General features: G+C 31.2%; 6 protein-coding genes. All 6 read left to right on the forward strand.

Features of this window, described 5'->3' with window-relative positions; translation table 11 throughout:
- The first annotated feature begins 94 nt into the window (after positions 1–94).
- The 6 genes from F3G98_RS09940 (at position 95) to F3G98_RS09965 (ending at position 6,501) form a co-directional block, all read left to right on the forward strand.
- Positions 95–841: a hypothetical protein gene (locus F3G98_RS09940; RefSeq protein ID WP_103568028.1), complete on the forward strand. Its 747-nt coding sequence runs from the start codon at positions 95–97 to the stop codon at positions 839–841.
- Between the two features lie 143 nt (positions 842–984).
- Entirely contained in the window at positions 985–3,231 is a 2,247-nt protein-coding gene (gene topB / locus F3G98_RS09945) for a DNA topoisomerase III (RefSeq protein WP_107969416.1), read from the forward strand.
- A gap of 10 nt (positions 3,232–3,241) precedes the next feature.
- Positions 3,242–3,754: a hypothetical protein gene (locus F3G98_RS09950; RefSeq protein WP_103589004.1), complete on the forward strand. Its 513-nt coding sequence runs from the start codon at positions 3,242–3,244 to the stop codon at positions 3,752–3,754.
- Position 3,755: 1 nt separating this feature from the next.
- On the forward strand, positions 3,756–5,003 hold the full coding sequence (locus tag F3G98_RS09955) for a hypothetical protein (RefSeq protein WP_103610257.1): 1,248 nt from the start codon (positions 3,756–3,758) through the stop codon (positions 5,001–5,003).
- Positions 5,000–5,500 carry a lytic transglycosylase domain-containing protein gene (locus F3G98_RS09960; protein ID WP_103589002.1) on the forward strand — a complete coding sequence of 167 codons (501 nt, stop codon included), beginning with the start codon at positions 5,000–5,002 and terminating at the stop codon, positions 5,498–5,500. Before F3G98_RS09955 ends, F3G98_RS09960 begins: the two co-directional genes overlap by 4 nt.
- Positions 5,497–6,501 carry a toprim domain-containing protein gene (locus tag F3G98_RS09965; RefSeq protein ID WP_103589001.1) on the forward strand — a complete coding sequence of 335 codons (1,005 nt, stop codon included), beginning with the start codon at positions 5,497–5,499 and terminating at the stop codon, positions 6,499–6,501. The genes F3G98_RS09960 and F3G98_RS09965 overlap by 4 nt, the downstream gene beginning before the upstream one ends.
- The last annotated feature ends 144 nt before the right edge of the window (positions 6,502–6,645 follow it).

The following is a 6,645-nucleotide window of genomic DNA, read 5'->3' on the forward strand; positions in this document are numbered from 1 at the left end:
TTTATGATGTGCTTGGCACTTGGTGGAATTATCGGTTACGCTATTTTCTTAATCAAATAGCGTTATAAAAATTTTAAATTAAAAGGATAAAACAATGGCAGATTTTGACAGAACAGAAAACGGCAACGAAAAGAACCTTGCAACAATTTTCATAAGCAAAACTGAATTACCAGAACAAAACAAAACATTAATTGGCTTTGGCATGGAGCGTCCATACGAAAAAGATGGAAAAGAAATAGAACTTGGTGCAGTAAAAGCATTTTATGCTATAGAAAATGCTAGAAATTTTCTCAATGGTGTTGATTGTCGCAATCACCCAGTAAAAATAGAGTGTGGCTTACAAAACGAAAAGCACACTTTCTATACAGCATCTACTTGGATACACAATGGCATCAACGATAAGACTGGTCAAGCTTATAGTCTTCATAAAATGGCAATCACAATTCGCCCAGAGATTAAAAACGAAGCTGGCGAAATAGTTCAACAGCAAGAGAGAATTTTTGCTACAAAAAATAGAAATGGCGTAAAAGGTTACTCTTTTGACGTTACAAATGATAGTGCCCTCGAGAAAGAATTTTTAAGCAATATTTCCAAAGGCTTTAACTTGGGTCTGGTCGCTGAAAAAAATGAGACATTGGCTAAAAATCCAAAACTTATGGAAATCGTTAATAAAATTCCAGACAGATCAGCCGTAACAATGAATTATGACTTTGTTAAGCAACAAGGCATAGTCGTATTGCCAGAAACCATGAAAGCAGTCACAAAATCAGTAAGCAAAGGTGCTGAAATTTTAAATGGCGAATTAAAGCAAGAGCAAAAAAGTCAAGGTTTTGATAGATAGTCTCACTTCAACTTTTTTGCTGTATTTAGGGCTAAAACTGCTACTTTTAGCCCTTCAAAAATTATAATAAAAAATAATTTTAAAATGTATAAAAATATAAAAAACAATTTAAAACAATTTAAAAAATTAATGAAGGATAAAAAATGGGTAGATTATTTATAGCAGAAAAACCTGAACTTGCACGTGCAATAGCTAAAGGGCTTATTGGCAATGAAAGTAAAGGTAATGGCTTCATTAGAAAAGGTAACGATACCATAACTTGGGCTTTTGGACACATTTTGGAGCTTTTTAAGCCTGACGATTATGCAGAAAAATATAAAAAATGGAATTTAGAAGATCTACCCTTTGAAATAGAGAAATTTAAATATAAGCCTATTGACAAGAGCAAAGATCAACTTAAAATAATTTTAAACTTATTAAAAGAAAAAGATACAACAGAAGTTATTCATTGTGGTGATGCGGACGATGAGGGACAAATTTTAGTTGATGAAATTTTAGCTTATGCAAATAATAAGTTACCAGTAAAAAGAATGTTAATAAATGACCTTAGTGAAGCTGGTATCAAGAAAGAGTTAAATAATATAAAGTCAAATGATGACTTTTATGGGCTTTCTCAACGTGGTTTTGCAAGAAGCTTGGCTGATTGGATAGTCGGACTAAATTTAACTAGAGCATTTACCGTTGTGGCTAGAAATAAAGGGTATCAAAATGGTGTTTTAAATTTAGGACGTGTCCAAACCCCTATTCTCTCCTTAGTGGTAAATAGAGATAAAGAAAATGAAAATTTTAAAAGTCTGGAATACTTTGCAATTAGTGGTGAATTTAAAAGCTTTGATGGCATAGATTTTCGTGCAAATCTAAAAACTGATGATAAAATTACAGATAAGGATTTAGCTCAAAACATATTAAAAGAGTGCGAAAACAAATCCGCAAGAATTACAATCAAGAAAACCGAAAAAAAGAAAGAGCTACCACCACTTCCTTACAATTTATTAAAACTTCAAGCTCAATGCGCAAAAGATTTTGGCTTAAAACCTGATAAAGTTCTTGCTATTACTCAAAACTTAAGAGAGAAATTTCACTTAATAACTTATAACAGAAGTGATTGCGAATACCTACCTGATACAATGTATGATGAATCGCCAGCTATTATACAAAGTTTAAAAGAAATTTTTAAAAATACAGACGATATTGAGCTAAAAGGGATTTTAGACAATGCTGATCTTACTATAAAAGGTGCAGCATTTAACTCAGCAAATATTTCGGCTCACCATGGCATTGTCCCAACTGGAGCAAAAGCGTGTTTAAATGAACTAAGCAAGGATGAATTAAATATTTTTACACTTATAGCAAAAAGATTTGCATTGCAATTTTTTAAAGCAAGAGAATATGAGGCAACAAATATAGTTTTGGAACTTAACGAATATAAATTTACAGCCTCGCAAAATACCACAACTGATCTAGGTTTTACTTTCTATCTTAAACCGCAAAAAGATGAAAAAGATGGTAATGATGATGAAATAGAAAACACTTCAAAGTTGGATAATTTAATAGAAGGCTCTATGGCTGAGTGTTTAAAGATTAAACTTGAGCCAAAAAAAACTAAACCAAAGCCATTTTACACCATGGCAACACTTCTCACCGACTTAACTGGCGTAGCCAAATATGCTAAAGATCCGAACATTAAGAAATTACTCCTTGAAAAAGATCAAGGCAAAAAAGGAGAAAATGGAGGTATCGGAACCCCAGCTACTAGATCAAATCATATAAAAAGCTTGATAGATAATGAATTTATCAGTGTTAGCAATGACAAAAAGCAAATAATACATGCAACACAAAAAGGTAAAGACCTAATTTCAGTTGCACCTGAAATTTTAACCTGCGTTGATATGACTGCTTTATGGTTTGAAAAACAAAAAATGATCGAAAGCCGCGACTTAAGCTTGGATGACTTTTTAACAGAAATCAATCAACAAATAAAGGAAGAGATAGCAAAGGTAAAAGATAGCGATATGGGAAATTTTGAAACAAAACCAGATAATGCTCAAATTTGCCCTATTTGCAATAAGGGATACCTTATAAGACATGAAAGCCAAAATAAAAAAGGCGTATTTTGGTGGGGTTGCAGTCAATGGCGTGAAGGTTGTAAGGCATTTTATTACGATAACGATGGCAAACCACAACTTGAAACTAAACCAAAACAAGAAATACCAAGTGATGCACCTATGTGTCCAAAATGTAAGAGTGGTAAGCTACTACCTAGAACCAGTGCGAAAGGTTTTAATTATTTTGCATGTAACGGCAAGTTAAAAAATGGCAATTGGTGCAATGCTAAATTTAAGACAAACGATAATGGCGAACTTGAAGAGATGGTTTTTGAGAAAAAATAAGGATAGTAGAGTGCAAGCAAAAGACCTAAAAAAGATTATCAATACGGTAAGGTTTAATGATATTTTATTAACTTTTAAAGATCCAGAGGATTTCAAATGTTATTGTGATTTCTTAATCAATAAGCCAAATAGCATTCATGATAACAGCCACAGCTTTTGGAATAGTTATTATAAATTACAAAATAATATTCTAAAAAATATTGAAGAAAAAAATTCCAAATATGATCTTTGCAGGAACGAACAAACTAGAGAAGAAGCTAGTTTGTCTTTAGAACGATTAATAAATGAATGCGGCTGCGAAAACATAAAAGCTAATGTTATTTATTTTGATGCATTTGATAAAAATTCACAATACATCTATGCTGATGAATACGAAAAACTAGAAGAGCTTGTAAATATTATCGACAAAAAATACCACATCTCGAACTATAAAACAAAATTTGCTTGTATACACTGGAATGATCACGAAGAAGAGTATCACTCACCAAAGGTCAGCATCCATAGAGTCTTAATAAAGGAATAACATGCCAACTTACAAAAATTTAAAATATATCAATGAAAGCAAAAATTCAATATTAAGTAATTTAGATAACAATTTACAAGAACAATATGCCAGTGACCTAGATCAAAATCTAAACGAACTCTACAATAATGAGGTTAGGTCGAAGATTGAAAAAATGGGGGATAAAAACCAACAAATTTCAGAATTTTTAAATGAAATGTATTCAAATGTTGATTACAACATGGATGAATTCGATCCAAAATACTTAAAAGAAAATAAAGAAAAATTTAAGGATATAAAAGGTGGCATAATCGCAAGTATTATTGATAGGAACAATAAAGCACAAAGCAACTACCAACTTGAGAGCTTTTTCGAAAAGTATGATCAAATTTTTGACAAGAATACACCTCATGATAAGATAATAGATAATGTTGCTAGTAAATTTCTAGAACTCAATGGAGAACTTTACAACAAAATAGAGCATGAATCAGTATACAACGAAGCCGAACTAGCTCTTAGTAAAACATTATCTAAAAATATAACTTCACGCATTGATATTGATACAAACAAAGATGGAAATTATCAAATAGATAAATTTAGTAAGTTGCTAGCTGCCAACAAAGAGTTTAGAGGAGATGAAAATATCGCCCTATTCCAAACTCTAAAAATGATGGATAAAGCATTAATGGATGAAAACAATAAGGATTTTAAAGCTATACATGAAAAAATAGGCTTTAACTTTACTGATATTAATGGAAAAACTATTCATATCAATGCAAGACTTGGCGAAGGACACTTTCAAAAAGACTTAGATCATTTGGTAAAGATAGGTTGCAATGATTGTGGTATAGGTAGTGTCAGCAAAATAGCTAATAAAATTTTTATAAAATCCACTGAAACAAACGATCTAATTTTAGATCAAAATGAAGAACAAAGCAAAGAGAGGGGCAAAGGATTAAATTTTAAAAATCCTGCAACAATTGATAATTTTGAAAAATGTTTAAAAGGTGGCATAGAAGCAACTGCAGCATTGGCTGAAAGCATAGGAGATGAAAGTATTACAGCTTTTACTCAAAATTTAAATCGTGTTGCTGGCATATCTGGTATAGGTAAACATATAAATAATATTGTATCAGCACAAAATAACAAAGAGGTAATAAATAGATTAGGCAAGGCATACACAGAAAAGGTCAAAAGTGGTGCAATAAAACTTCCAAAAGAAAAAGTTATGGAACACTCAAATCAAAAGAGTTTAGGCGCTAATAGATGAAATTTTTAAAACAATTTAAAATAATAAAATACTATAAAAAACTATTTATTATTATATTATCATTATCTATAATAGCGACAAATGTTTCAGCTATACCCAATGCTAATGAAAGTAGATACAATAAGCTCTTTTATAAATTTGGCAAAGAGTTTAATATCCCTCCGATACTTCTTTGGGCTATAGCAAAAACAGAGAGTAACTTTACCAATAATGCAAAGAATATTAACAACAATGGCTCAATAGATTATGGGTTGATGCAGATTAATTCAATTCATGAAACAACGTTAAAAGCTAAAAATTTAAGCATTGATGACCTATATAAGCCAGAAACAAACATTCAAATGGGAGCAATGATACTAAGAAATTGCATTAATAAACATGGTTGGGATTATAAAGCACTAAACTGCTATAACGGAAAAGTTGAAAATAATCCATATTCTCGTAAAGTTTTTGCAAATTTAAGAACTTTAAAACAAGCAAGAAGAGTAATTAAATGAACTTACACAAAGATGATACAAGGGCTTTTTTAGAATATCTTGGTTTTGACGTGGATAGCCACTATAAATTCAGGATGCGAGAAGATGAGCATACCGCTTCTGCTTCTATTGATCCAAAGAATGGCTATATTAAAGACTTTGGCAGTGGTTTTAGGGGTGATATAATAGCATTTTATAAGGAAATAAAGAATTGCGACGAAAGAAGTGCATTTTTAGAAGTAGCGGGCATTCTAGACAACTTAAAAATAGATCATGATCTAAATCATGGGCAAAAGACAAATATTGCTATTCATAAAAAAGCTATAAATGCTAGACCAATTAAAGAAGAACCCACAATAGATTATCTTGATGACGACATAGTAAAAAAATACGAAAATGAAAGGCGTGAGAATTTTACACGCTATCAAGAACTTTTACATAAACTGCTTCCAGTTTGCGACAATAATCAACGTAAAGAAATAGCTCAAAAATTTCAAATAGGTTACTCCAAAGAAGAAGATAGGTTGGTAATGCCATTAAGAAATGAGACTGGCAAGATCGTAACGCTTTGGAAATATAATCCAAATTTAAATATCAAATACACTTTTAGCAAAAATAGACCACGCTGCGCCTTTAATATCCAAGCATTAAAAGAATATATAAGAGATGATAGTCCTATATTCATAGCTGAAGGTGAAAAAGACTGCTTAAATATGTTGTCACGTGGATATAAGGCTATAAGCTTTGGGAGTGCTGCCACTCATTTAAAACAAATTCAAATTGATATGTTAAAAGATAGTTACATTGTTGTAGCATATGATTATGATGAGGCAGGGAAAAATGGTGCAAAGGCTTTAAAAGAGCAGTTAAATAACTCTTGTAAAGTTGTAGAAATAATAGAATGGGAAAAGATACTTAAACAAAACGGATTAGAAAAAGAGCTAAAGAAAGGATTTGATTTCACTGATTTTCTAAAACTTAGTGCCAAGGAGAGGGAAAAAAAACAAGGAATTAATAGATGACAGACAACAAAGAAAAAGATAATAGCCAATATAAACCAAAGAAAAGACAGGTTGTAATTTATTTAGAAGAAGATGAATTAAAATATTTAGACTATATCTATAATAAAAAATTCTTTCCAACTCGTGCCGCATATATTAGAATGC

The organism is Campylobacter concisus (assembly GCF_902460895.1).
Lineage (GTDB): Bacteria > Campylobacterota > Campylobacteria > Campylobacterales > Campylobacteraceae > Campylobacter_A > Campylobacter_A concisus_BC.

Coding starts and splice junctions, on each gene's coding strand:
- F3G98_RS09960 (WP_103589002.1), top strand. CDS start 5,000: ATGAAATTTTTAAAACAATTTAAAATAATAAAATACTATAAAAAACTA.
- F3G98_RS09965 (WP_103589001.1), top strand. CDS start 5,497: ATGAACTTACACAAAGATGATACAAGGGCTTTTTTAGAATATCTTGGT.
- F3G98_RS09940 (WP_103568028.1), top strand. CDS start 95: ATGGCAGATTTTGACAGAACAGAAAACGGCAACGAAAAGAACCTTGCA.
- F3G98_RS09955 (WP_103610257.1), top strand. CDS start 3,756: ATGCCAACTTACAAAAATTTAAAATATATCAATGAAAGCAAAAATTCA.
- topB (WP_107969416.1), top strand. CDS start 985: ATGGGTAGATTATTTATAGCAGAAAAACCTGAACTTGCACGTGCAATA.